We start from the raw sequence: 22,871 nt of genomic DNA on the forward strand, positions 1-22,871 counted from the left end.
CCGTCGCCCGGCCCTCAGCCCGCCGTCGCCCGGCCCTCAGTCCTGGGAGGGGACCCCGCGCAGCAGGGTGTCGATGTGCTGGCGGGCCATCACGTCCAGGCTCAGGTCGAGGTCCGCGCCGTAGGTGCGCAGGCCGAGCCGGAGATGCTCCCGCATCCGCACCCGCGCCGACTCGACGTCCCGGGCCACGATCGCTTCCAGGATCTCGGGGTGGTGCGGGACGCCCGGCTCGCCGATCGAGGGATCGGAGTTGGAACGGAGCATCATCTCGAACATCATGCCGCCGATCGACGACAGCATGATCCGCAGCACCGGGTTGCCGCTGGCGGCGGCGATCGCGTCGTGGAAGTCGAGGTCGGCGCGGGCCTTGTGGATGACGTCGGTCGCGGTCAGCAGCGCGTCGTTGGCCACCCGCATCGCGTCGAGGTCGCCCGCGGTGGCCCGCTCCGTGGCGAGCCCCACGATCTCGACCTCCAGCGGGATGCGCGCCTCGATCAGATGGCGCACGGTGGGACGGCCGGCCCGGTAGAGGGCGTCGTAGTTGCGGGCGTGCCCCGGGCTCTGCTCGGCGACGAACGAGCCGCGGCCCGGCGCCACCTCGATCAGATGCTGGGCCTCCAGGCGCCGCAGGGCCTCGCGGACCACGTTCCGGCTGGCGCCGAAGTGCTCGGCCAGCTCGCGCTCCGAGGGAAGCTTGCTGCCGACGGCGATCTCGCCGGAGCGGATGTCGTGCTCCAGCTGGCGCGCGACGCGCTCGGTCAGCAGCCCCCGCTGGGACGAGGAAGCCGCACGTCCCGAAGGCGACGTGGGCGGGGCGGTCATGACCAGGAGCTTAACAGCAGGCCCGTGCCCGCCTCCCCCGCCGCCGGCGGCGTCGCGGCCCGCCCCCGGCCGTCCTTCGCCCGGCGGCCCCCGAGCTGCCGGGCCGCGGGAAAGGTGGTTGCGTGGCAGAAGTGGGGGCCTTCCCGGAACCGCGGGGAACGGCCCGCGGGAACGGCCCGCGCGGGCGGCGCGCCGCCCGGGGGCGCCCGCCCGGTCCGAACACGAGGCGTTGGGGAGCGAGCATGGCCGTGCGGCACCATCTGGTCCTCCGTCCGCCGCCCGCCGTGTGGCGGGTGTTGGAGGATCCCCGCTCCTACGCGCGGTGGGTGGTCGGCACCCGGGAGTCGGGGCCGGCGGTCGACGACTGGCCGGAGGTCGGCTCGGCGCTGGGGTACACGGTGCGGCTTGGCCTCCGCGACCTGCACGGGCGGACCTGGGTCAGGCGCTACGAGCCGCCGCACATCCTGGAGTTGGAGGCCGACAGCGGCCCACTGGGCACCGCGCGCATCGCGCTGGAGATCCGCCGCTGGGGACGGAACACGCTGGTGATCATGGAGGAGCATCCGCTGCGCGGACTGGGCGGGCGGATGCACAACGTCGTGCTGGACGCCGCTCAGCAGTTCCGGCACCGGGGGATGCTCGCGCGGCTGGCCCGGGTGGTGGAGGAGCTGACGCCCGAGGAGCCCGCCGCCGAGGACCGCCCGTCCCCGCCGCGCCCTCGGGCGTAGCGGTCGGCCGGGCGCCGGCTCAGGAGCCGTCGCGGCGCAGCGCGTCCCTGACCCGGTCCGTCATCGCGGCGAAGGGGCCGACGGCCCACTGCGCGGCGGGCGAGCCCGCCGTACTCGGGTGCGGGTGGGTGGGTGCCCTCCGCTCGGCGGCCAGCAGCCGCCGGCCCATCCGGAGGCGCTCCTCCCGTGAGCAGGCGTCCAGGACGGAGGGGAACTCGTCGCGCTCCTCCGCGTCGGCGTGGTCGGAGACGGCCCGCTCGAACTCGTCCAGCCGCACGTCGAACTCCGCGTTGTCCACGCCCATCCTCTCCAGCTCGGCGAGGACCTGGTTGGCCTCGTGCTCCTCCTCGTTCCTGGCCTCGGCCTCCCGCCTGCCCGCCACCCGTTTCGCGACGGGGCGCAGGATCATCTCCTCCGCGGTCTCGTGCACCGCGAGCAGGGCGCGCAGCCGGTCGAACTCCCGCTGCCTGCGGGTCCCCTCGGCCACCCGGACCTCGCTGAACCCGTCGCGGATGCGGGCGTGCTGGGCCAGCAGCACGCCGACGATGTCCTCGTCGTCCAGGCGCGCCGCCGCGGCGCGTTCGGTCCTCGCGTCACCCAACGTGATCATCTCCTCCTGCCGCAGGTCACCGGCGGCGGTCACGACGCGGGCGACCGGCGCTCGGCCCTCCCGGGTAACCGGGACGGCCCCCGGGGAAACGGGCCGGCGACCGGTCGCACGCGTGGCGCACGGGCTCACGCCCCCGTCGGGTGGTCGCGGTGGCGGACGGTGGAGCCGTGGCGGGTCTTGAGGATCTCCAGCTGGCTGGGGATCCGGGCGCGCAGGTCCGGAACGTGGCTGACGATGCCCACGTGCCGGTCGTGCTCGCGCAGGCCGTCCAGGACGTCGAGCACCTCGTCCAGGGACTGCTCGTCGAGGCTGCCGAAGCCCTCGTCGACGAAGAGGGTCTCCAGCCGGCGGCCCCCGGCCTCGGCGGAGACCACGTCGGCCAGCCCGAGGGCCAGCGCCAGGGAGACGAAGAAGGACTCCCCGCCGGAGAGCGTCGCGGTGTCCCTGGCCCGGCCGGTCCAGGCGTCCAGCACGTTCAGCCCGAGGCCGGAGCGGGCCCGGTGGGCGGCGCGGGCGTCGGAGTGGACCAGGGCGTAGCGGCCGGCGGACATTCGGCGCAGCCGGACCGTGGCGGCCTCGGCGACCTGCTCCAGACGGGCGGCCAGCACATACGTCTCCAGCCGCATCCGGTACTCGTTCTGCGGGGAGGTGCCCGCCGCGAGCCCCGCGATGCCGGCGATGCGCCGGCTCTCCTCGCGGAGCGGGGCCAACGCGCGGGTCTCGTCCGCGAGCGCGTCGCCGAGTGCGTCCAGCTCGGCGCACCGCTGGCGGGCGGCGGCCTCGGCGGAGACGGCGGCGCGCAGCCGGGCGGTCGCCGCCTGCCAGTCGGCCTGGCTGGCCGCGGGATCGGCCGGCGGCCCTTCGACGGCCGCCACGGCGCGCGGGTCGGCGAGCAGCGCGGCGACCTCGGCCTCCTCGGCGCGCCCGCGCTCCAGCCGTTCCTCGGCCGCCCGCCGCTCCTCGGGAGCGAGGGCGGCGGCGCGGGCCTCGGCGGGGGTGGCGAAGCCGGCCGCGTAGGCGGCGTCGGCGCAGCGGGCGTCGGCGGTCTTCGCGCGGGCCGCGGTCTCCTCGGCGGCCCTGACCGCCGCGCCGGCCGCCGCCAGCGCCTCGGCGCGCCGGCCGAGGGCGGCGGCGCGGGCGGCGACGCTGGGGGCGCCGTCGCGGGCGCGGGCGATGTCGGCGGCGAGGGCGGCGCGTTCGGCTTCGAGGGCGCCCGCGCGGGCGGCGTCGGCGGCCAGCTCCTGCTCGGCCGCGCGGCGGGTCGCGGTCAGCTCGGCGTGGGCGCGCTCGGCGCGCTCCAGCGCGGCGGCAGCCGCCGGCTCGTCGGCGGACTCCTCACGGGCCGCGTCCCGTTCGGCCGTCGCCTCGGCCAGCTCGGCGGCGAGGGCCGCGGTCGAACGGTCGCCCGCCGCGGCCAGGGCCGTGGCGTGCTCGGCCTCCCGCGCGGCGACCCGGCGTTCGGCCTCGTCCCTGGCGGCCTCGGCCGCGCGGTGGGCGGCGCCGGCGGCCTCCTCGGCGGCGGGGTCGACCGGGTCGGCGCCCGGCGGGGCGGGCTCCGGGTGCTCCCTGGAGCCGCAGACGGCGCACGGCTCGCCGGGGGCGAGCCCGGCGGCCAGCTCGGCGGCGATGCCGGCCAGCCGGCGGTCCTTCAGCCGCAGCCAGGTGTCGAACGCGTCGGCCGCCCGCTCCCGCGCCTCCAGCGCCGCGGCGCGCGCCCCGGCCGCCGCCTCGGCCAGCGCGTCCCGCCGCTCGGCGGCGCGCGCCCTGGCCTCGGCCTCGGCGACGCGCTCGGCGAGCCGGGGCAGCCCGGCGCCGGCGGCCCTGGCCCGCTCGCGTCGCTCGCGCAGCCGCTCGGCGGCGGCCGGCCAGTCGGCGAGCCGGGCGTCGGCGTCCTCGATGGCGGCGCGCCGCTCGTCCTCGGCGGCGGCGAGCCGGGCCAGCTCGGCCGCGAGCGCCTCGGCCCGCTCCTCGGCCGCCCGCGCGGCGGCCAGCGCGCCGAGCCGGGTCCGCGCCTCGCGTTCCGCGGCGGCGAGGGCGGCGGCCGGGGCGTCGGGGGCCGGCTCCGGGCCCTCCAGCGCGGCGCGGGCGGCCCGCGCCGCCTCGACCGCCGCGCGGTGCTCCTCGGCGGCGGCCTCGCGCAGCCGCAGCGTCGGCGCCACCGTCGCGGCGGCCCCGGCGCGCTCCAGCCGCCGACGCGTCGCCTCGCGCTCGGGCCGGCGGCGGCGCAGCGCCTCGGCGCGCTCGCTCGCCTCGGCGTGGGAGCGGCGCAGACGGGCGCGCTCGACGGTCTCGGTGTGGCGCTCCCGCGCGCCGGCCTCGGCGGCCTCGGCCGCCGCCAGCGCCTGGGCTGCCACCGCCGCGCGCTCGCGCGCTCCGGAGCGGGCCAGGGCGGCGAACTCCAGGACGGCGTCGGCCAGTTCAAGATCGCCGGCGGACAGCTGCGCCCACCGGTGGTCGGCCAGCTCCGGGGCGTCGCCCGCGGCCTGGCGGACCCGGTGGCCGGCGGCGAGCAGGCGTTCGTCGCCGGTGCCGACCCGCTCGGCGGCGCGGGCGCGGCGCTCGGCGAGATGGTCCTCGGCGGCGCGGAACCTGCGGGTGTCGAAGAGCCGGCCGAGCAGCCTGGCGCGGTCCTCGGCGCCGGCGCGCAGAAACCGCGCGAAGTCGCCCTGCGGCAGCAGCACCACCTGGCAGAACTGGTCGCGGTTCATGCCGAGGACCTCGCCGACCTCGTGGGCGATCTCCTGGTGCGAGCTGCTGAGCGCCGTCCAGGGCCCGTCGGGGGTGCGGCGTTCGCGCAGCAGGCTCCTGGCGCGCTCGCGGGTGGTGCCGCCGCCCCTGCGCTTGGGGCGCTGCTGCTCAGGGCCGCGCGTCAGCTCCCAGCGGCGGCCGGCTACGGTCAGTTCGAGGACGACCTCGGTGCGCGTCCCCGGGTCGGCGTGGTCGCTGCGCAGCGCGTGGACGCTGCCCTGGCGGGCGCCGGGGACGGAGCCGTAGAGGGCGTAGGCGACGGCGTCCAGCACGGAGGTCTTGCCCGCGCCGGTCGGACCGTGCAGCAGGAAGAGGCCGCCGGCGGCGAGCCGGTCGAAGTCGATCCGCTGGGTGCCGGCGAAGGGGCCGAACGCCGTGACGGTCAGCGCGTGCAGCCTCATCCCTCGCCCTCCCGCAGCCGGGCGGCGGTCAACGCCGCGCGCAGGGCGGTCCTTTCGGCACCGTCGGGGCCCTGGCCGCCGCGGACGTGGGCGACGAAGTCCTCGGCGATCTGCTCGTCGCTGCGGCCGTCGAGCCGCCCCGCGTATCCGGTGGCCTCGGCGCCGGGGGGCCGTTCCGGCTCGAAGAGCAGGCTGACGGCGTGCGGGAAGCGGGCGGTGAGCCGGGCCATGGGCTCCTCGGGGCGGATCGGGTCGGTGAGGGTGGCCTCGACGAACGCGTCGTGGTGCGGGGCGAGTCCGGGGTCCTCCAGCAGCGTCGCGAGCCGGCCGCGCAGCCGGGCCAGCGGGCGTCCCGCGGGGACGTCGACGCGCTCGGCGCGCACCGCTCCGGCCGCGTCGAGGTCGACCAGCCACATGGTCTTGCGGTGTCCGGCCTCGGAGAACGAGTAGGGCAGCGGGGAGCCGGAGTAGCGGACTCGGTCGGTGAGGGTCTGGCAGCCGTGCAGGTGGCCGAGGGCCGCGTAGTGGGCGCCGTCGAAGGTGGCGACGGGCACGGCGGCCACGCCGCCGACGGTGATGTCCCGTTCGCTGTCGGAGGGTTCGCCGCCGGTGACGAACGCGTGCGCCAGCACCACGCAGCGGGTCCCGGCGGGGCGCGCGGCGAGGTCGGCGCGGACCCGGTCCATCGCGGCACCCAGCACCGCGGCGTGCCGGGGCGCTTGGGCGCCGAGCGCCTCGCGGGTGAGCGTCGGCTCCAGATAGGGCAGTCCGTAGACGGCGACCGGCCCGTGCGCGTCGGCCAGCAGGGCGGGCGTGTCGCACTCCTCGGGCCGGGTGCGCAGATGGATGCCGGCGCCCGCCAACAGCCGTCCGCCGACGCCGAGTCGGTGCGGGGAGTCGTGGTTGCCCGAGATCATCACGGTGGGCACGCCGAGCCCGGCGAGCCGGTGCAGCGCCTCGTCGAAGAGCCGCACGGCGGCCAGCGGGGGCACCGCCCGGTCGTAGACGTCCCCGGCGACGAGCACGGCGTCGACCCGCTCGGCGCGGGCGACGGCGACCAGGTGGTCGAGGAACGCCTCCTGCTCCGCGTGCAGGCTCACCCGGTGGAAGGTGCGGCCCAGATGCCAGTCGGAGGTGTGCAGGAACCTCACCCGCGCACCGCCGCGCCGTGCCGCCGTGTCATCCGCCGGGCCCCCTCGTCTCGGTCACCGGGCCGACCCCGGTGGCATGGCGCCCAAGTCTGCCACCGGGGTCTGACAACGCCCGCGCGGATCGGTCAGCCGGCGGCGGGGGTCCAGTCGCCGAACCACGCCTCGGGCGTGTGGCGTTCCGCCTCCTCGTCGCTCAGCTGGGGCCGGTCGGCGCCGGGTCGGCCGGCGCCGTCGCCGCTGTTGTGGTACTCGGCGAGGCGGGCGCCGGTCCAGGGGAAGCCGCCCATGTCGGTCCAGGGCGCGTCGGCGACGGCCGCGTCGAGCGTGGAGTCGCGGAAGACGGCCTGCGGGTGGAGCGAGGCGTCGCCGCCGGCGTACCAGGGGCGGCCGAGGCGGTAACTGCCGTCCTCCACGTCGCCGCTGACGGTGCTGTCCACGAAGAGGAAGCCGTGGTGGTCGGCGGCCGTGGAGGGCGCCGCGACATAGCCGCCGGAGCTGCCGTCGGCGCGGCGGGTGACCTCGATCTCACTGCTCTGGACCACGGCGGTGGCGCGGCCGAAGACGAAGTCGACGTTGCCGCGCACCGTGGAGTCGGTGACGAGCACCCGGCCCACCGTGCCCTTGGACGCGGTGTCCAGCAGCAGGGTGTCCTGGTCGCCGTCGGCGACGATGTTCCGCAGCACGACCTGGTCGGCGGCGGTGCGCAGCGCCACGGCCTGGTGGCCCTCCTGGTCGGCGTTGGCCGCCTCGTCGAAGTCGTTGGCGAAGGTGAGGTTGGTCGCCTGGAAGTCGTCGGCCTCGACGGTCACGGTGGCGCTGCCCGAGGTGCCGTAGTTACCGCCGTCGGGGCGTTCGGTGCCGGCCGAGTTGTCGTAGACGATCGTGGCCTGGCCCGGGTCGCCACCGGTACCGACGAGCCGCAGGTGCGGCCGGTCGGAGGGGACCTTGACGGTCTCCCGGTAGACGCCGGGCTCGATCGCGATGGTGAACGGCGCGTCGTTGCCTGCGGGGACGGCGTTCACGGCGTCGGCGACCGAGGTGTGGTCGCCGCTGCCGTCGGGGGACACGACGAGGTCGGCGTCGGCCGCCACCTCGGCGTCCGCGGTGCCCGTGGCCGCGACGGTCGCGGCGGCGACATCGGCCTGCGGCCCGGTGCCCTGGCGCAGCAGCGCGGGCACGTCCTCGGCCGGGTCGAGGGCGTAGTCGTAGAACTCGGACGGGTCGAACGCCGAGCCCTGCGTCTCGGCGCGCCCGGAGGTGCCGTCCAGGACGCTGCCGCGTTCGACCAGCTGCGCGTCGGGGTCGGGGTAGTAGGGGTCGCGGACGTTCTCGAAGTAGCCGTTCTCCAGCACCATCTGGGTGGCGCCCCTGGCGTAGTTGCCGTACGACATGGTGATGTCGCCCGCGGGGTCGTCCAGCAGGTAGTTGTTGTAGAGGTGGGCGCGCGCGATGTTGTCCGCCGACGGGTTGCGCTGGCCGGTCTCCTCGATCCAGTTGTGGTGGATGGTGATCTCGGCGGTGACGTTCTCGGTCCAGCCGATGCCGAACGCCTTGTTGTGCTCGCTGAGATGGTTCCAGGAGACCGTCAGATAGGTCGTGTCCTTGCGGCTGTCGATCAGCCCGTCGGCCATCCGCGTCAGGTGGTTGTGGTCGATCCACACATGGTGCGCGCCGTCCATCTGGATGGCGTCCCAGTCGTGGGTCTTGCCCTCCCAGTCACCGTCGTAGGTGTCGCGGATGGTGAGGTTGCGGAGGATGACGTTGTGCGTGCCCTCGCCGAGGAAGAAGCCGCCGACGACGATCTCTCCCGAGGTGCCGACGCCGACGATGGTCTTGTCGGAGGCCACGGGGATCTCGTCGCCGGTGTTGGCGTACTCGATCGCGCCGTCGACCTGGATGGTGTAGGGCTCCTCGGCGGTGGCGTACTGACGCAGCTCCTCCTCGGTGGTCACGGTGACGGTCTCGCCGTCCCTGCCGCCGTAGGTGCCGTCCTGGCCGAGCGCGTCGAGCGAGGCGAAGCCGTCGGCCTCAGCCGGCCACGCGGCAGGCAGGGCGACCGGGTCGCGCTCGGCCGGCGCGCCGTCGGGCGCGCCGGCCAGCGCGGTGCCGGCGAGCGCGGTGCCCGCGACGGCCAGGGCCGCGCACGACGCCAGCAGTGCGGTGCGGCGTCGGTGGTAACGGGGTGTCGGGTTCGGCATCGGGTCCCCTCGGGGTCGGTGTTCTCCCCGTGAGTGGCCGCCGGGGCGGCCGAGGTTGCCGCCGCACTCCGTGCGGGCGTCTCAGCGGGGCCGCAGCGCCGCCAGTTGTTCGGCGAACGGGGTGACCCTCAGTCCCGAACTCCCCCGCTCCGCGGTCCCTTCGGCCGACGGCTCGGCCGCCTCGGACGGTGCGCGTGGCCCCGTCTCCCCCGCCCGCGCGGACAGCAGCGCGGCCAACTCGCCCGCCGCGCGGCTGATCCGGGTGGGCAGGGTGTCGGTGAGCGGGTCGCCGTCGCCGCCCCAGTCCTCGGCGGCGGCGAAGACGGCCGTCGGGACCACGGCGGCCCGCAGATAGGAGAAGAGCGGGCGCATCGCGTGCTCCAGCACCAGGGAGTGGCGCGCGGTGCCGCCGGTGGCGGCGAGCAGCACGGGGGTGCCGGTCAGCGCCGTCGGCTCGAACAGGTCGAAGAACGACTTGAACAGCCCGCTGTAGGAGGCGGCGAAGACGGGCGTCACCGCGATGACGGCGTCCGCCCGTTCCACGGTCTCGACGGCCTCCCGCAGCGCGGGCGCGGGGAAGCCGGTGACGAGGTTTCCCGCGATGTCGGTCGCCAGGTCGCGGAGTTCGACGACGCGGGTCTCCACGGGCGCTCCGGCGTCGGCGAGCGGGCGGCGGGTCGCCTCGGCGAGCCGGTCGGCCAGCAGCCGGGTCGACGACGGCTGGCTCAGCCCGGCGGTGACCACCACCAGGGTGCGCGGGGTGGGCGACGTCATGGGTCGACTCCTTGTCGGTGCGGGGGCGTTCAGGCGGAGGAGGCGGCCGTGCGCTGCCGTTCGGCGGCGACGCGCGCGACGTGGGTCGGGCCCTCGGGAACGTCGGCCGGGCGGCCGGCGGCGAACTCCCGGCGCAGCACGGGGACGATCTCCTCGCCGAGGATGTCCAGCTGCTCCAGCACGGTCTTCAGCGGCAGCCCCGCGTGGTCGATCAGGAACAGCTGGCGCTGGTAGTCGCCGAAGGTCTCGCGGAAGGTGAGCGTCTTCTCGATCGCCTCCTGCGGGCTGCCGACGGTCAGCGGGGTCTGCTCCGTGAACTCCTCCAGCGAGGGGCCGTGCCCGTAGACCGGCGCGTTGTCGAAGTACGGCCTGAACTCCCGCACGGCGTCCTGCGAGCTGCGCCGCACGAACAGCTGCCCGCCGAGGCCGACCACGGCCTGCTCGGGGGTGCCGTGCCCGTAGTGGGCGTAACGCTCCCGGTAGAGGCCGATCAGCTGCTGGAAGTGCTCCTTGGGCCAGAAGATATGGTTCGCGAAGAAGCCGTCGCCGTAGAACGCCGCCTGCTCGGCGATCTCCGGGCTGCGGATCGAGCCGTGCCAGACGAACGGCGGCACGCCGTCCAGCGGCCTGGGCGTCGAGGTGAAGCCCTGGAGCGGGGTGCGGAAGCGCCCCTTCCAGTCGACCACGTCCTCGTTCCACAGCTCGCGCAGCAGCGCGTAGTTCTCGATGGCCAGCGGGATGCCCTGGCGGATGTCCTGGCCGAACCACGGGTAGACCGGGCCGGTGTTGCCCCGGCCCATCATCAGGTCCACGCGGCCGTCGGCCAGGTGCTGGAGCGTGGCGTAGTCCTCGGCGATCTTCACCGGGTCGTTGGTGGTGATCAGCGTCGTCGAGGTGGAGAGGATCAGCCGCTCGGTGCGGGCGGCGATCCAGCCCAGCAGGGTGGTGGGCGAGGAGGGCACGAACGGCGGGTTGTGGTGCTCGCCCGTCGCGAAGACGTCGAGCCCGACCTCCTCGGCCTTCCGCGCGATGGTCAGCATCGCCTTGATCCGCTCGTGCTCGGTCGGCGCCCTCCCGGTCGTCGGGTCGGGGGTGACATCACCGACGGTGAAGATCCCGAACTGCATCGCACCCACCTCCGTTAGTTGATTGTTCAACTTGCTCGCGGCAACGGTATCCCCCGCCGGTCTATTCCACCCCACCGGGTACCCGTTTCGCGGGGTCTCCCCAGGCCCGCCGGGAACACCGGTCGGGCGGGGCCGTCAGGCGGCGTCGTGGGTCTCCCCGCCCGGGGTGAGGCGGGCGGCGCCGGCCGTGGCGGAGGCGAGCCAGGCGGCGAAGCCGTCCAGCTCGGCGGCGGGGAGCGCCAGCGTGAGCGTGACCTCGGAGCCGTAGGCGACGTCCCGCACCGGGTGACCCAGGGCGCGCACCTCGTTCTCCAGCCGGCCGGCCCTGGCGTGGTCGACGGTGACCGTGGCCAGGCGCAGCCGCCGCCTGGGGACCAGCGGGTGGGCGTCCAGCGCGGCGCCGACCGCGCCGCCGTAGGCGCGGATCAGGCCGCCGGCGCCCAGCTTGGTGCCGCCGAACCAGCGGGTCACCACGGCCACGGCGAAGCGCGCCTCGCGGCGCAGCAGCATGTTCAGCATGGGCTGCCCCGCCGTGCCCGAGGGCTCACCGTCGTCCGAGGCGCGCCGCACGTCGGCGTCCGAGCCGATCACATAGGCGAAGCAGTGGTGGCTCGCCGCCGGGTGCCGCTCCCTGGCCCGCGCGACCCGGGCGAGCGCCGCCTCCTCCGTCGCTGCCGGCGCCAGCACGCACAGGAAGCGCGAACGGTTGACCTCGGTCTCGTGCGCGCCCTCGGCGGCGACGGTCAGATAGGTGTCGGGCACGGCCCCAGCGTAGGCAACGGCGCCCGGCGGGAATGCCGGAGGGCGCCCGCGGGTTGTGGGGCGCATGTACGGAGACCAGGAGACCGTTCGCCGGATCCTTGAGGAGACCGGGCCCGTCTGGGCCGTCGTCGGGCTGTCGAACAACCGGGCGCGGGCCGCCCACGGGGTGGCCGAGGTGCTGCGGGCGGCGGGCAAGCGGGTGGTGCCCGTGCACCCGAAGGCCGAGGAGGTGGCCGGGGAGCGGGGGTTCGCCTCGTTGGCCGAGGTGCCGTTCCCGGTCGACGTGGTGGATGTCTTCGTCAACAGCGCGCAGGCCGGCGAGGTCGCCGACCAGGCGGTGGCGATCGGCGCGAAGGCCGTGTGGTTCCAGCTCGGGGTGGTCGACGAGGACGCGTTCCGCCGCACCACGGAGGCCGGCCTTGCCATGGTGATGGACCGCTGCCCGGCGATCGAGCTGCCCCGGCTCCGGTGACGCGGACCCCGCCGCGAACGGCGGGGTCCCGGTGACGCCCCCCTGAGTCCCAACTCCCCCTTCTGCCGCGCTTCTTGACAGCTCACAGGGCCGCTTCTACGTTCCCACCGCAACGAGCAGCCCGGCCGGACCCGGTCGGGCTCCCGCGCCGGTCGGCCCGCACCCCCGGTCGGACGGCCGGCGCCTCCGCGTGGGAGGTAGCCGTGCAGCGCGGTGCGACGTCCCCCGCGGTCGGCGGAAGGCGTTCCTCATGCTGACCGACAACCTCGCCGTCCTGAGCCTTCTGGCCCTGGCGCCGATCCTGCTCGTCGGACTCCTGCTGGTGGGGCTGCGTTGGCCCGCCACCCGGGCGATGCCGGCCGGCTATCTGCTCGTCGTCGTGATCGCGATGCTCTTCTGGGAGGTGGGCGCCGCCGAGGTGGCCGCCTCCTCGCTCCAGGGGCTGATCATCGCCCTCACCCTCCTCTACATCATCTTCGGCGCGCTGCTGCTGCTCGCCACCCTCGACGCCAGCGGCGCCCTGCGCACCATCCGCTCCGCGTTCACCCAGATCAGCCCGGACCGCCGGGTGCAGGCGATCATCGTGGGGTGGCTCTTCGGCAGCTTCATCGAGGGCGCCTCCGGCTTCGGCACGCCCGCCGCCGTGGTCGCGCCGCTGATGCTCGCCCTCGGCTTCCCCGCGCTGGCCGCCGTCATGGTGGGCCTGATCATCCAGAGCACCCCCGTGAGCTTCGGCGCGGTGGGCACGCCGATGCTGGTGGGGGTCAACGACGGTCTCAGCGGCTCCGCGGCCGAGACCCGGCTGGCCGAGCGGGGCACCGCGCTCGGCGACTACGTGCCCGAGGTCGCGGTGCAGGTGGCGCTGCTGCACACGCTCGTCGGCACCCTGGTACCGCTGTTCGTGGTCTGCCTGCTGACCCGCTACTTCGGCGCGCGGCGCAGCCTCGGCGAGGGGCTGGAGGTGGCGCCGTTCGCGCTGTTCGCCGCGTTCGCCATGACGGTGCCCTATCTCGCGGTCGCGGTCCTCTTCGGCCCCGAGTTCCCCTCCCTGCTCGGCGGTCTGATCGGGCTGGTCGTCGTGATGGTCGCCACCCGGCGGGGCTTCCTCCAGCCCACGCGCGCCTGGGACTTCGAGCCGCGCGAACGCTGGCTGCCCGAGTGGAGCGGCTCCGTCAGGCCCGACATGAGCGAGGCGACCGCCGGCGACATGCCCGTCGCCAGGGCCTGGCTCCCCTATCTGGTGGTCGCCGGGCTGCTCGTCGTCACCCGGTTGCCACAACTCCCGCTCAAGGAGTGGCTGTCGGGGATCACCTGGGAGTGGAACGGCATTCTGGGCACCCCGGTGGCGCAGGCCGTGGAGCCCGTCTTCCTGCCCGGGTTCCTCTTCCTGCTGACCGTGGGGGTGAGCTATCCGCTCTTCCGGATGAGGCGCCGGCAGATCGTCGCGTCCTGGCGGGTGGCCGGACGGCAGATCGTCAGCGCGGGGATCGCGCTGCTCTTCGCCGTCCCGCTGGTCCGGGTGTTCATCAACTCCGGCCCCGACTTCAACTCCACGGGCCTGGAGAGCATGCCGCTGACCCTGGCGACCGGGGCGGCCGACCTCGCGGGCGGCGCGTGGCCGATGTTCGCGCCCTGGGTCGGCGCGCTGGGCGCCTTCGTCGCGGGCAGCAACACCATCAGCAACCTGATGTTCTCCCTCTTCCAGTTCTCCACCGCCGAGCAGATCGGCATCAGCGCCAAGACGGTCGTCGCCGCGCAGGCCGTCGGCGGGGCGGCGGGCAACATGGTGACGGTCCACAACGTCGTCGCCGCCTGCGCGACCGTCGGACTGATCGGCAGGGAGGGACTGCTGATCCGCAAGACGGTCCTGCCGATGGTGTACTACTGCCTCGCCGCCGGGACGCTCGCCTCGGTCTTCGTGTACGGGGTCGGCCTCAACGCCGGCACCGTCGGACTCGTCCTGCTGGTCGCGGCGCTGGCCGCCTTCGCCGCCCGCGCCTGGCGCCGCCGGCCACGGGACGCCGGTTCCGGGGAGCACGAGCGGCGCTGACCGTCACGACGCCGGAACGGGGCGCGGGGCGGGGGCCGTTGTCAGTGGTCGCCGCTACGGTGGGTCACCGGAAGAGCGTCAGGGGACCACGGGAGGCCGGCATGGGGGCGCGCGAAACGGAAGCACACCGCGAGGGCCGGGCCCGTGCGCACGAGGTGCGCGCCGTCGTCATCGCTGGCGGGCCGCTGCCGGCGGTCGTGCTGATGGCGCTCCACCGGCTGCTGCGCCTGGGCGTCTACGAGGTGCGCCGGCGCGTGGCGCGGGGCCAACCGCTGGTCGACGTCGTGCTGTTCCGCAAGGACCAGCGGGAGGTCGGCGAGGTGCTGAGCGCGGTGCTCGACCTGCTGGCCCCGTACCCGCACCGCGTGCACCAGTGCCCGGGCGACGCGCCCCCGGCGGAGGGGAACCGCTACGCGCCGGCCACGCTGCGGCGCGTCATAGCCCAGGCCGCGGATGGCCGCCGGCGGCCGGTCATCCTTCGAGTAGAGGGGTGATCGCGCCCGCCGCGCTCAGCGCCCGGTGCAGGGCGAGTTCGGCGGTGGGGCCCTCGGCCAGCAGGATGCCGCTGCATCCGCGCTGGTCCGTGAGGTGCGCGACGCGGTCGCCCGGCGCCATCGTCGGGTACCACTCGGGCGAGCCGGGGTGGGCGGCGAGCCCTTCGAGTCCGGCCCAGCCGGTGAGCACGCCGGTGCGGTCGGGGTAGACGAGGACGAACGCGCTGGCGGGGCCGGTGGGTTCGGGGCCTTCGAGGAGGGCGGGGCGGCGGCCGAGGGTGGTGTCGATCAGCGCGTCGTAGATGTTCACGCCGAGCGCCCGGCAGAGTGCCTCGCCCACCAGGGCGCCCCCGACGCGGCGGTTGATCTCGACCAGCTCCGGCCCCTTGGCGGTGAGGACGAACTCCACGTGGGCGAAGCCCGACAGATGGCCGGCGGCGGGCAGCAGCGCGGCGACCCAGCGTTCCAGCGCCGCCGCCTCGGGCGCGGGCAGCGCCACGGGGAAGGACGCGCTCTCCTCCCGCACCAGTGGCTGCGGTGACAGCTGGCGGCTGAAGACGCCCAGCAGCCGGGTGTGGCCCTCGAAGCTGACGGTCTCGGCGCTGTAGAGCGGGCCGGTCAGATACGGCTCGGCGAGGAGCCGGCCGCGCAGCGCCGCCTCCCCTGCCGCCCCCAGGGCCGAGGCCAGCTCGGCGGGGTCGCGGGCGAGCCAGACGTTGCGGGAGGAGGTGCCGGCGGAGTCCTTGAGCACGGCGGGCAGGCCGACCGAGGCGCGCACCTCCTCGGCCGTCGTCCCCGCGTCGACGGGCATCGCGGCCGGGCCCAGGCCCCGTTCGTGGAGCAGCCGCCGCACGGCCAGCTTGTCGCGGAGGCGGCGGACGGCGGACGGTTCCGGCCCAGGCAGGCCGAGTTCGGCGGCGAGGTCGGCGGCGGGCACGCTCCAGCCGTCGGTGGAGTTGATCAGCCCCGCCAGGTCGGGCAGCGCGCGCAGCGCGGCGCGGGAGGCGTCGAGGTCGTGGGTGTCGACGTCGACGACGTCCAGCGCGTCGGGCGGGAGTTGGTCCAGCTCGTGGCGGTAGATCGCCCGGTCGCCGGTGAGGAGGGCCAGCCGGTGCCCGGCGGCCCGGGCCGCCCGCACGGTCCTGGCCAGTCCGAAGCTGAGTGCCTCCAGGGCCGCGATGGTCATGCGCCGCCCCCTCCTTCCGTCACGGCCCGCGCGGGCGGGCCCGGGGGCCGGGTGCCCCGCACGATCAGGCGTCGGGCCCGCTGGTCGTAGGGGGAACGGTCGAAGTCCCCGTAGACCTCGACATCAACGAAGCCCGCCTCGTCGAAGAGTGCGCGCAGCTCGCTCGCGCCGTAGAGATAGGAGGTGATCGAGACCTCCCTGGCGTGCTCGCCGCGCACCATGGTCCAGTCGGTGCGCAGGCGGGTCCACTCGTCGAGCACGGTGTCGCGTTGGATCACGTAGGCGTCCGGCAGCTCCACCACCTGGGGGCGGCCGATCCAGCCGGCGACGACCTCCCTGCCCATCACGTCGACCAGCATCCGCCCGCCGGGGCGCAGCGAGGCACGGGCGTTGCGCAGCACCGTCAGGTTGTCCTCGCGGTCGTCGAAGTACCCGAAGGAGGTGAAGACGTTGATCGCCTCGTCGTAGCTCTCCGGCTCGACATGGGTGAGCATGTCGCCGCGCACCAGTCGGACGTCGACGCCGGCGGCCTCGCAGGCGGTGCGGGCGCGTTCCAGCATGGGGGCGCTGAGGTCGACGCCGGTGACGCGGCAGCCGGCGCGGGCCAGCGGGACCGCGTAGAGGGCGGGCCCGCAGGCCAGGTCGAGCACCCGGGTGCCGGGCGGATGGTCGAACAGGGGTGACTCGGCGACGAGTCGGGCGATCTCCGCGCGGCGTCGGTCGGAGAACATGACGTCGGCGAAGTCCACCCAGAAGTCGTCGTCCTCGTACCAGTGCATGGCGGGGAACCTCGCTTCCCAGGGGGCGGGCGGGCACGTCGCGCCCGCGTGCGGCGGGACGGTGGTGCGGGACGGCGGCGGCCGGGGCGTGGCGAGCCGGATCGTACCCACGGTCAACGGAATGCACGCCCACCACCGCAGGGATAATCGCACAGAAATCCTTTACGGTTGAGCCCAGATGACGGCCCGGACTTTTCCCTCGCGCGGAGCGCGGGCGGAGCCGGAGGCACGTGGCCGACGCGAGCCGAACCGCTGGTGAGGGCGGGTGCGGGTGGCCGGGCTCCGGTGGGCGCGGCGGTGTTTCACCTGAGAGGTCGGGAGAAACGGGCGGGAAGTTCCCGGCGTTCCGCTTCCGTGTTTCCGGAAACGAAATCCTCGTCGCGCATATCGTCACCCGCCCCACTCGATGCCACCATGGCCATGTCATGGAAGCCGGCCGGATGTTGCGCGCCACGAGGGCAGCCGTTTTCTCGGCGCTCTGCGTGGTCCTCGCCATCTCCAGCCACACGGCCACCTCGGGCGACAGCGTCTCCTGGCGGCTGCTGCCCGTGGTCTGGGCCGGGATCTGGATCGGCGTCTGGTCGTTCACCGAGCGGGAACGCGGCCCGGTCGCGGTCATCGCCGCCACGCTGGGCACCCAACTTCTGCTGCACGGCGCGTTCTCGCTGGGCCACGCCGTCAACGCGGCGCGGCTGTCCCCCGCCCCGCACGCCGGCCACGCGGCGCCCGGCGGCCACCTCGCCCCCGCCGTCGACTCCGGCCACGGACTGCTCGACGGCTCCTGGGCGATGACGGTGGGGCACGTCGTGATGGCGCTGGTCAGCGCGGTGTGGCTGTGGCGCGGGGAACGTGCCCTCTTCGCCCTGCTGCGCTGGGCCGCCCACCGGGTGCTCGGCCCGCCGCCGCGTCCCGCCCGCCCGCCGGGCCCCGCCGCACCCGCCGGGCTCGGCCCGACACGGGAGGGGCCGCTGGCGCCGCTGGCCTGCCCGCGCCCCCTCGGCTCGCGCGGCCCTCCCGCGCGCCCCGCGTTCCCGGCGGCGCTCCGCCGGTCGAACGCAGCGCGCCACGGCCGGGCACGCCCCGTCTGAGCACAGCCCCGTCCTGCCCTTCGGTGGGTCCCGGCCTTCCTCACCGCGTTCGCCGCGCGCCGGCGACGCGGATCCCGTGAAAGGCGACAGGACCGTGACGTCATTCCCTGGCGTGTCTCTCACCGCCGAGCCCCCGACGGCCGGACGCCCGGCGTCCCGCCGCGAGGGCCCGCACGCCCCCCGTTCCCCCAAGTCCCCCGCGCCCTCAGCCCCTTCGAGGCAGCCGCGCCTCCCGGGGCGCCCCGCCGCCCCCCGGCGGCCCGCACCCCGCGCCGACGGCGCGGCGCCGGCCGAGCGCCGCGATCCGGCGCGGGCGGACGAGACGACCGTGACCCGCTGGGCGCTGGCCGCGCGCGGCGGGGACCGGCGGGCGGTCGAGCTCTTCTTCGCCGCCGTCCGCGACGATCTGCTGCGCTATCTGACCCGGGTCAGCGGCGACCCGCAGGGCGCCGAGGACCTGGTGCAGGAGACGCTGCTGCGCGCGCTGCGCGCCCTGCCCTCGTTCGAGGGCCGCTCCTCGGCCCGCACCTGGCTGCTGTCGATCGCCCGCAGAACCGCCGTGGACCGGGTGCGCTACGAGCGTTCCCGCCCGCCGCTGGCGGCGACGGCGGACTGGCTGACCACCGTGGAACGTGAACAGCGCGGCCACGTGCCCGGGTTCGAGGAACGGGTGGTGCTCGACGAGCTGCTGGCCCGGCTCCCCTCCGACCGGGCGCGGGCGTTCCGGCTCACCCAGATCGCCGGGATGCCCTACGCCGAGGTCGCCGAGGCCAGCGGCTGCCCGGTGGGCACCGTGCGCTCCCGGGTGGCGCGGGCCCGCCAGACGCTGCTGACCCAACTGACGCTCGCCGAGGACGGCCGGGCGCCCGAGTGACCGCGCGGGGGCGGCGCCCGCGCACCCGTGCCGGGCGCCGCCCCCGCCCGTTGCCGCACGACACCCCGCGAGACCGCGAGACTCCCCACGAGCCGAGGTGGCGATGCCATGCCCACGTCCCCCGAAGCGAGCACCCCGCCCGTCACGCCCGCGGTCGGGACGCCGCCGGCGACCGAACGGCCGGGCGCGGCCCGCCCGTTGGTCCACGCGCACATCACCGACGCGATCAAGGCGCCCGACCTGGTGCGACTCGGCCCCGGGGTCGTGCTGGCGCGCTTCGAGACCCTGAAGGTCTACGCCGCCCTGGGCGCGGTGCGGACCCTGCTGGAGCGCGGGGTGATCCGGCCCGGCCAGACGCTGGTCGACAGCTCCAGCGGGATCTACGCGCTGGCGCTGGCGATGGCCTGCCACCGCCACGGGCTGCGCTGCCACATCGTCGCCTCCACCACCGTCGACCTCACCACGCGGGTGCAGTTGGAGATCCTGGGCGCCACCATCGACCAGATGCCGCCCTCCGACGACCTGCGGCTGGACCAGAACCGCCGGGTGGAGCGGGTCCGCGAGCTGGTCGCCGCGCGGCCCGACACCCACTGGATGCGCCAGTACCACGACGCGGTGCACTACGCGGGCTACCGGGAGTTCGCCGAGCTGGTGGCCGCCGCGCTGCCGGAGCGGGAGCTGACGGTCGTCGGCTCCGTCGGCACCGGCTCGTCCACCGGCGGGCTGGTGGTTCCGCTGCGGCAACGCGGCCTGGACGTGCGGCTGGTGGGCGTGCAGCCGTTCGGCAGCGTCACGTTCGGCAGCGAACGCTTCCAGGACCCGGAGGCGATCATCGCCGGCATCGGCAGCGCGATCCCGTTCGGCAACGTGCGCCACCAGCTCTACGACGCGCTGCACTGGGTCGACTTCCGGCACGCGGTGGCCGGGGCGGTGGGGCTGGTGCGCGCGCACGCCGTCTTCGCCGGGCTCTCCACGGGCGCCGCGCATCTCGCGGCGCTGTGGGAGTCGGCGCGCCGGCCGGAGCGCACCCACCTGGTGATCGGCGCGGACACCGGCCACCGCTACGCGGAGCGCGCCTTCGCCCGCCACCGCGAGGCACCGGAGGCCAGGACGCTCAAACCGCACCAGATCACGGAGTTGGCGGACCTGAGGCCGCCCTGGTCCACCATGGAGTGGGGCCGCCGCCCGGCGCCGGGCGGCGACGCCTGACGGGCGGGCCGAGGGAGGCGCGCACGGACGTCAGGCGGCGTCGGACTCCTGTTCCGCCTCGACCCGCTTGTTCCACTCGGCCTTGCCCGACTGCCAGCCGTCCTCGTCCGCGCCCCGGCGCCAGTAGCCGGAGACGGACTTCATCCGCTCGCGGCCCAGCCCCCGCTCGTGCCGCAGATGGTGGCGGAGCGCCTTGACGGCGTGCGCCTCGCCGTGCAGGAAGAGCTGCGGAACGCCCGGCGGGAACGCCACCGAGGTCACCGCCTCCACCAGCGCCTCGCCGACCGGGCGCCCCTCGCGGTGCAGCCACAGCAGGTCGATCGGACCCTCGGGGTAGTCGAGCTTCTGCTCCTCCGCCGGCCCCTCGACCTCGACGAAGGCCAGCGCCCTGGCCCCGGCGGGCAGCGCGGCGAGCGCGGCGGCGATGGCGGGCAGCGCCGCCTCGTCGCCGGCCAGCAGGTGCCAGTCCGACTCGGCCTCGGGCGCGTAGCCGCCGCCGGGGCCCAGCAGATACAGCTCGTCGCCGGGGCTGGCCGCGTCGGCCCAGGGGCCGGCCAGGCCCTGGTCGCCGTGGTGGACGAAGTCGACCGTCAGCCGCAGCGCCTCGGGGTCCCAACCGGCGACGGTGTAGGTGCGGGTCTTCGGCCAGTCGGCGCGCGGCAGCGAGGCCCGGATCTCCGCGATGTCGAACGGCTCGGGGTAGCTCACCCCGGGCAGCGGGAAGACCAGCTTGACGTAGTGGTCGGTGCACCCGCTCGTGGCGAACCCGGCGAGCCCGTCCCCGCCGAAGACCACCCGGATCATGTGCGGGGTGAGGCGTTCCTTGTGCACCACCTGGGCGCGGTGGGTCTGGCTTCCCTGGCGGGCGGGTCGGTCGCTCACGGGCGAACTCCTGGCTGATCGGTGCGGAGGGCGCGCGGTGGTCGCGGAAGGATCACCGCACTGAAGGTTAGGTTAACCTAACCTCGCCCCGGTCCCGGGGTCCCGGGTACCCCGACGGGCGGTCGGCGACGCCCCGCGCGCCCGTTCACTCCGGTCGACGCCCGAGCCCCTCCAGCACCTCGACGCCCGGCAGCTCAGCGAGCGCGGCGCCGGGCACGATCAGCTTGCCCCGCCGGGCGCCGCTGCCGACCAGCACGTGGTCCATGGCGACCACGGCCGCGTCCACCAGCACCGGCCAGCCGGCGGGCAGCCCGAACGGGGTGATGCCGCCGTACTCCATGCCGGTCTCGCGCACCGCGGTCTCGTGCGGGGCGAACGACGCCTTGCGCACGCCCAGATGGCGGCGGACCGCGCCGTTGACGTCGAGCCGGGTGGCGGCGGGGACGAGGGCGGCGGCCAGGGTGGTCTCCCCGCCGCGCCGGCCGGCGACGACCACGCAGTTCGCCGACGCCTCGGCGAGGTCCTCGCCGTAGGTCGCGACGAAGACGGCGGTGTCCGCCTTCTCCGGGTCGCTGTCCACATAGAGCAGCCGCTCGACCGGCACCGTTCCGCGCCATCCGCGCGCCGCCTCGGCGACGGGGGCGGGAAGGAGGTCGAGGGCGCCGGTCAGCGGGATCGCCTCGTCGAAGTCACCGATGGGAGCGCGCATGGCGGGCACCGTAGCAGGGCCGCGCCCCGCGCCCCGCAGCCCCTCACCTGGGCGCGGGCACCGTCACCGCCATCATCAACTCCACGGGCGCCGCGCCCCGGTTGTGGTAGCCGTGCGGCACGTGCGAGGCGAAGACGGCCGACGTACCCGCCGGCACCGGGCACTCCTCGCCGTCGAGGTCGAGGGTCAACTCCCCCGCCGTCACATGGATCAGCTCGGTGGTGCCCGCCGGGTGCGCGTCGGCCACATGCCCTTCCCCCGGCTCCAGCCGGTAGTGCCACAGCTCCAGCGGGCCGGGCGCCTCGGTGCCGGCCAGCAGCGTGGAGTGGCTGCCGGCCTCGGTGTGCCACAGCCGCACCGCCCGGTCCGGCGGGAAGAGGCGCACGCTGGGCCGCGCCCGCGCGTCCAGCAGGGTCGTGACGCTGACGCCGAGCGCGTCGCCGACCTTGACCACGGTGCCGACGCTGGGGTTGGTCCTGGCCTGCTCGATCTGGATCAACATGCTGCGGCTGATCCCGGCCCTGGCGGCCAGCGCCTCCAGGGTCAGCCCGCGCTCGGCGCGCAGCCGGCGCAGGTTCTCCGCGAGGGACTGGGTCAGCTGGTCGAGGTCGGTCACCGAAGGAACGCTCCCGCGGGTCGGAGGAATCGAGGAGGCAAGGGCGCGGGGGCGCGACGGGATGACGCCCCGCGCACGCCACAGGTGTACTATTTTAGACGCGCGCGTCGAGTATCCCGGACTTTTCGGCCCACCGCGCCGCCTCTCACCCCTGCCACGGCCGCCCGCCTCCCGACCGTTCCGCCCCGCCCGGGGGCGGTTCGGGGACGGCGGCGCCGTGGCGCCCGGACACTGTACTTGCGAGGTAACGATGGTCGCCCTTGCCCTGGTCACCAGCCTGCTCTGGGGACTCGCCGACTTCGGCGGCGGGCTGCTCACCCGCAGGCTGCCCGCGTTGACCGTGGTGGTGGCCTCGCAGACGCTCGCCACCGTGGTGCTGGGCGCGGTCGTGGTGGCCACCGGGGCGTGGAGCGAGGCCGGCGAACGGCTGTGGTGCGCGGTGGCGGCCGGGGTGATCGGCCCGTTGGCGATGCTTCTCTTCTACCGGGCGCTGGCGCTCGGCCCGATGGGCGTGGTCTCGCCGCTGACCGCCACCGCGCTGGCGGTGCCGGTGGGCCTGGCGCTGGTCCTCGGCGAGCGCCCCGGTCCCGCGCAGTACACCGGGATGGCCGTCGCACTGGTCGGGGTGCTGCTGGCCGGTGGCCTGACGCTCGGCGGCGGGGGCGGCGTGCCGAGGCGGACGCTGCTCTACACGGCCGGCGCGGCGCTCGGGCTCGGCGCGGTGCTGGCGTTGATCGCCGAGGCGTCCACGACGGTCACCGGTCTGTTCCTGGCACTCTTCGTGCAGCGGCTGTGCAACGTGCTGACCGGCGGCGCCGCGCTCTGGGCGGCGGCCAGGCGCGGGGCGCCCGTGCTGCCCGAGGGCGGCCGGGAGCTGCTGGTGGCGGCGCTGCCCTCGCTGGCCTTCGTCGGCCTGGCGGACGTGGCGGCCAACGGCACGTACGCGCTGGCGGCGCGGATCGGACCGGTGACGGTCGCGGTCGTGCTGGCCTCGCTCTACCCGGTGGTGACGGCGCTGGCCGCGCGCGGGGTGCTGCGCGAACGGCTGCTCGCGGCGCAGGCGGCCGGGGCGGGACTGGCCCTGGCGGGAACGCTGCTGCTGGCGGTCAGCTGAGCCCTCGCCGGGGGCGGGGCCGCCCGCCCCGCGCGGACCGGCGGGGCCGTCGCCGGCCGCGGCGGGACCGGGGCGGG

21 protein-coding genes are annotated in these 22,871 nt (G+C 75.7%); 8 read left to right on the forward strand and 13 right to left on the reverse strand.

All coding sequences use genetic code 11. The features are described from left to right. Positions 1-36: 36 nt before the first annotated feature. Positions 37-822 (reverse strand): FadR/GntR family transcriptional regulator, encoded by a 786-nt coding sequence (locus FH715_RS20190; protein ID WP_139647354.1) that lies wholly within the window; start codon positions 820-822, stop codon positions 37-39. A 242-nt stretch (positions 823-1,064) separates the two neighbouring features. Between FH715_RS20190 and FH715_RS20195 the strand changes: the two genes are divergently transcribed. Continuing rightward, positions 1,065-1,550 (forward strand): SRPBCC family protein, encoded by a 486-nt coding sequence (locus FH715_RS20195; RefSeq protein ID WP_139647356.1) that lies wholly within the window; start codon positions 1,065-1,067, stop codon positions 1,548-1,550. A gap of 19 nt (positions 1,551-1,569) precedes the next feature. Here the strand turns inward: FH715_RS20195 and FH715_RS20200 are convergent, their stop codons facing one another. The 7 genes from FH715_RS20200 to FH715_RS20230 all read right to left on the reverse strand — a co-directional run bounded on the left by FH715_RS20200 (position 1,570) and on the right by FH715_RS20230 (position 11,321). Further along, on the reverse strand, positions 1,570-2,193 hold the full coding sequence (locus tag FH715_RS20200) for a hemerythrin domain-containing protein (RefSeq protein WP_246108859.1): 624 nt from the start codon (positions 2,191-2,193) through the stop codon (positions 1,570-1,572). Between the two features lie 92 nt (positions 2,194-2,285). After that, a complete protein-coding gene (locus tag FH715_RS20205) occupies positions 2,286-5,309 on the reverse strand; it encodes an AAA family ATPase (protein ID WP_139647358.1) in 3,024 nt (1,007 codons plus the stop codon). Then, complete coding sequence (locus FH715_RS20210; protein ID WP_139647360.1) at positions 5,306-6,460, reverse strand: exonuclease SbcCD subunit D; 1,155 nt, start codon at positions 6,458-6,460, stop codon at positions 5,306-5,308. The genes FH715_RS20205 and FH715_RS20210 overlap by 4 nt, the downstream gene beginning before the upstream one ends. Before the next feature lie 125 nt (positions 6,461-6,585). Next, positions 6,586-8,658, reverse strand: coding sequence for a pectinesterase family protein (locus FH715_RS20215; RefSeq protein ID WP_139647362.1), 2,073 nt, complete (start codon positions 8,656-8,658; stop codon positions 6,586-6,588). Positions 8,659-8,739: 81 nt separating this feature from the next. After that, a complete protein-coding gene (locus FH715_RS20220) occupies positions 8,740-9,432 on the reverse strand; it encodes an FMN reductase (protein WP_139647364.1) in 693 nt (230 codons plus the stop codon). 29 nt (positions 9,433-9,461) lie between these two features. After that, on the reverse strand, positions 9,462-10,559 hold the full coding sequence (locus FH715_RS20225; protein WP_139647366.1) for an LLM class flavin-dependent oxidoreductase: 1,098 nt from the start codon (positions 10,557-10,559) through the stop codon (positions 9,462-9,464). Between the two features lie 135 nt (positions 10,560-10,694). Further along, positions 10,695-11,321: an IMPACT family protein gene (locus tag FH715_RS20230; RefSeq protein ID WP_139647368.1), complete on the reverse strand. Its 627-nt coding sequence runs from the start codon at positions 11,319-11,321 to the stop codon at positions 10,695-10,697. 64 nt (positions 11,322-11,385) lie between these two features. Here FH715_RS20230 and FH715_RS20235 point away from each other — a divergent pair, with 64 nt between their 5' ends. The 3 genes from FH715_RS20235 (at position 11,386) to FH715_RS20245 (ending at position 14,337) form a co-directional block, all read left to right on the forward strand. Further along, positions 11,386-11,793, forward strand: coding sequence for a CoA-binding protein (locus tag FH715_RS20235; RefSeq protein ID WP_139647370.1), 408 nt, complete (start codon positions 11,386-11,388; stop codon positions 11,791-11,793). A gap of 250 nt (positions 11,794-12,043) precedes the next feature. Beyond that, positions 12,044-13,843, forward strand: coding sequence for an L-lactate permease (locus FH715_RS20240; RefSeq protein WP_139647371.1), 1,800 nt, complete (start codon positions 12,044-12,046; stop codon positions 13,841-13,843). Positions 13,844-13,944: 101 nt separating this feature from the next. Further along, positions 13,945-14,337 (forward strand): hypothetical protein, encoded by a 393-nt coding sequence (locus FH715_RS20245; RefSeq protein WP_139647373.1) that lies wholly within the window; start codon positions 13,945-13,947, stop codon positions 14,335-14,337. Here the strand turns inward: FH715_RS20245 and FH715_RS20250 are convergent. After that, positions 14,315-15,523: an ATP-grasp domain-containing protein gene (locus FH715_RS20250; RefSeq protein WP_139647376.1), complete on the reverse strand. Its 1,209-nt coding sequence runs from the start codon at positions 15,521-15,523 to the stop codon at positions 14,315-14,317. The genes FH715_RS20245 and FH715_RS20250 overlap by 23 nt on opposite strands. Next, the gene (locus FH715_RS20255; RefSeq protein WP_139647378.1) at positions 15,520-16,302 is read right to left on the reverse strand and encodes a class I SAM-dependent methyltransferase; all 783 of its coding nucleotides are present in this window, start codon (positions 16,300-16,302) and stop codon (positions 15,520-15,522) included. The genes FH715_RS20250 and FH715_RS20255 overlap by 4 nt, the downstream gene beginning before the upstream one ends. A gap of 440 nt (positions 16,303-16,742) precedes the next feature. On the opposite strand from FH715_RS20255, the gene FH715_RS20260 reads away from it, so the two are divergent. The 3 genes from FH715_RS20260 to FH715_RS20270 all read left to right on the forward strand — a co-directional run bounded on the left by FH715_RS20260 (position 16,743) and on the right by FH715_RS20270 (position 19,473). Continuing rightward, positions 16,743-17,390 carry a hypothetical protein gene (locus FH715_RS20260; protein ID WP_139647380.1) on the forward strand — a complete coding sequence of 216 codons (648 nt, stop codon included), beginning with the start codon at positions 16,743-16,745 and terminating at the stop codon, positions 17,388-17,390. A 328-nt stretch (positions 17,391-17,718) separates the two neighbouring features. After that, positions 17,719-18,264, forward strand: coding sequence for a sigma-70 family RNA polymerase sigma factor (locus FH715_RS20265; protein ID WP_139647382.1), 546 nt, complete (start codon positions 17,719-17,721; stop codon positions 18,262-18,264). A 108-nt stretch (positions 18,265-18,372) separates the two neighbouring features. Beyond that, complete coding sequence (locus FH715_RS20270) at positions 18,373-19,473, forward strand: pyridoxal-phosphate dependent enzyme (protein ID WP_139647384.1); 1,101 nt, start codon at positions 18,373-18,375, stop codon at positions 19,471-19,473. A gap of 30 nt (positions 19,474-19,503) precedes the next feature. Here FH715_RS20270 and FH715_RS20275 read toward each other — a convergent pair whose 3' ends face one another. The 3 genes from FH715_RS20275 to FH715_RS20285 all read right to left on the reverse strand — a co-directional run bounded on the left by FH715_RS20275 (position 19,504) and on the right by FH715_RS20285 (position 21,680). Continuing rightward, a complete protein-coding gene (locus FH715_RS20275) occupies positions 19,504-20,355 on the reverse strand; it encodes a siderophore-interacting protein (RefSeq protein ID WP_139647386.1) in 852 nt (283 codons plus the stop codon). Between the two features lie 145 nt (positions 20,356-20,500). Continuing rightward, complete coding sequence (locus FH715_RS20280; RefSeq protein WP_139647387.1) at positions 20,501-21,064, reverse strand: YbaK/EbsC family protein; 564 nt, start codon at positions 21,062-21,064, stop codon at positions 20,501-20,503. A gap of 43 nt (positions 21,065-21,107) precedes the next feature. Further along, positions 21,108-21,680: a helix-turn-helix domain-containing protein gene (locus tag FH715_RS20285; RefSeq protein WP_139647389.1), complete on the reverse strand. Its 573-nt coding sequence runs from the start codon at positions 21,678-21,680 to the stop codon at positions 21,108-21,110. A 250-nt stretch (positions 21,681-21,930) separates the two neighbouring features. Between FH715_RS20285 and FH715_RS20290 the strand changes: the two genes are divergently transcribed. Beyond that, positions 21,931-22,794: an EamA family transporter gene (locus FH715_RS20290; RefSeq protein ID WP_139647391.1), complete on the forward strand. Its 864-nt coding sequence runs from the start codon at positions 21,931-21,933 to the stop codon at positions 22,792-22,794. Positions 22,795-22,871 lie beyond the last annotated feature (77 nt).

Origin of the sequence: Streptomyces sedi (assembly GCF_006335015.1) — a bacterium.
Classification (GTDB): Bacteria; Actinomycetota; Actinomycetes; order Streptomycetales; family Streptomycetaceae; genus Streptomyces; species Streptomyces sedi.

Bases quoted from the DNA above. Each gene is read 5' to 3' on its own strand.
- FH715_RS20190 (WP_139647354.1), bottom strand. From the start codon at position 822: ATGACCGCCCCGCCCACGTCGCCTTCGGGACGTGCGGCTTCCTCGTCC.
- FH715_RS20195 (WP_139647356.1), top strand. From the start codon at position 1,065: ATGGCCGTGCGGCACCATCTGGTCCTCCGTCCGCCGCCCGCCGTGTGG.
- FH715_RS20205 (WP_139647358.1), bottom strand. From the start codon at position 5,309: ATGAGGCTGCACGCGCTGACCGTCACGGCGTTCGGCCCCTTCGCCGGC.
- FH715_RS20215 (WP_139647362.1), bottom strand. From the start codon at position 8,658: ATGCCGAACCCGACACCCCGTTACCACCGACGCCGCACCGCACTGCTG.
- FH715_RS20220 (WP_139647364.1), bottom strand. From the start codon at position 9,432: ATGACGTCGCCCACCCCGCGCACCCTGGTGGTGGTCACCGCCGGGCTG.
- FH715_RS20225 (WP_139647366.1), bottom strand. From the start codon at position 10,559: ATGCAGTTCGGGATCTTCACCGTCGGTGATGTCACCCCCGACCCGACG.
- FH715_RS20235 (WP_139647370.1), top strand. From the start codon at position 11,386: ATGTACGGAGACCAGGAGACCGTTCGCCGGATCCTTGAGGAGACCGGG.
- FH715_RS20240 (WP_139647371.1), top strand. From the start codon at position 12,044: ATGCTGACCGACAACCTCGCCGTCCTGAGCCTTCTGGCCCTGGCGCCG.
- FH715_RS20245 (WP_139647373.1), top strand. From the start codon at position 13,945: ATGGGGGCGCGCGAAACGGAAGCACACCGCGAGGGCCGGGCCCGTGCG.
- FH715_RS20250 (WP_139647376.1), bottom strand. From the start codon at position 15,523: ATGACCATCGCGGCCCTGGAGGCACTCAGCTTCGGACTGGCCAGGACC.
- FH715_RS20255 (WP_139647378.1), bottom strand. From the start codon at position 16,302: ATGCACTGGTACGAGGACGACGACTTCTGGGTGGACTTCGCCGACGTC.
- FH715_RS20260 (WP_139647380.1), top strand. From the start codon at position 16,743: ATGTTGCGCGCCACGAGGGCAGCCGTTTTCTCGGCGCTCTGCGTGGTC.
- FH715_RS20270 (WP_139647384.1), top strand. From the start codon at position 18,373: ATGCCCACGTCCCCCGAAGCGAGCACCCCGCCCGTCACGCCCGCGGTC.
- FH715_RS20280 (WP_139647387.1), bottom strand. From the start codon at position 21,064: ATGCGCGCTCCCATCGGTGACTTCGACGAGGCGATCCCGCTGACCGGC.
- FH715_RS20290 (WP_139647391.1), top strand. From the start codon at position 21,931: ATGGTCGCCCTTGCCCTGGTCACCAGCCTGCTCTGGGGACTCGCCGAC.